This window comes from Pseudoalteromonas sp. TAB23 (genome assembly GCF_000498075.1).
GTDB lineage: Bacteria > Pseudomonadota > Gammaproteobacteria > Enterobacterales > Alteromonadaceae > Pseudoalteromonas > Pseudoalteromonas arctica.
This window is the reverse complement of record NZ_AUTP01000157.1, coordinates 1-1,043: the sequence shown is the minus strand read 5'-3', so window position 1 is coordinate 1,043 and position 1,043 is coordinate 1. Positions and strand designations below refer to the sequence as shown.

Below are 1,043 nucleotides of genomic sequence, written 5' to 3'. Positions count from 1 at the left end.
CCATTCGTGTTTTCATTCAATCCGCGCTCCCATGAGTGATAAGGGTGAGCAAAATAAACAGGAACACTTAAAGCCTCTGTGATTTGATCGTGATAAGCGAACTCTTTTCCATTGTCAGCCGTGATGCTATGAAGCGCTGACCTATATGGCCTTAATAGTTCTATCGTCGCCGCAGTGACGGCTTGTGCTGTTTTGCCTGCCACCTGAGTTGATACAGTGAATTGGGTGACCCGCTCTACAATGGTAACAAGGGCGCCTCGATGACCTTTACCTATGACGGTATCTATTTCCCAATCTCCGATACGACCTTTCTCATCAACTATTTGTGGACGTTCTTCAATGCTAACGCGATTTTTTATTTGCCCTCGGTTTGTTTTACCATGACTGCGCTTGTGATATTTCTTACCGTGTCGGCGCAGATGTAGGTATAACTCACCACCTGCTTTTTTATCTTCCCAGATATACAGATAAATGCATTCATGACTGACAGACCGTTCACTTTCTTTGCGCAACCATCCCGTTATTTGTTCAGGACTCCACTTCTCATTAAGCTTCTGGGTAATTAAAGCCATCATTTCAGGTGTCATCTTAAGCGGTTTTCTTACACTTCTTCGGCGAAACAAAGCCCGCTCATGAGCTTGCTTGTGTCTGTAACCTCGCTTACCTGTATTTCTAGAAAGCTCTCTTGAAATTGTAGATTGCGATAAATTAGTTAGCTCAGCAATACTTTGTTGCGTAAAACCACTTTTCTTTAGAACGGCGATCTGGCATCTTTGCGCATAGGTCAGTTGTTTGTAATGTCTCATTGTAAAATCTCTTGCCGGAGAAAAAGCAGTTAGCATATGAGCAACTGACCACTTAATCTAGCCAAAACAAGTTATGCACTTACAATTTGAATCTAGGATTTATAAAAAAGTTATAAACTCTATTTATAACTTTAAACAAAAAAGCGAAGAGCCTTTAAGGCATCTTCGCTTTTTTATTTAGGTAGCAGCAGAATATAAACCACGTCTACCGTAAGGTAATATTAATGGCTAATCGAC

Annotated in this window: 1 protein-coding gene; it reads right to left on the bottom strand. The window is 41.0% G+C overall.

Features of this window, described 5'->3' with window-relative positions:
* A partial coding sequence (locus L654_RS0106395; protein ID WP_225305724.1) for an IS30 family transposase occupies window positions 1-842 on the bottom strand: 842 nt, incomplete at its 3' end.
* Window positions 843-1,043 lie beyond the last annotated feature (201 nt).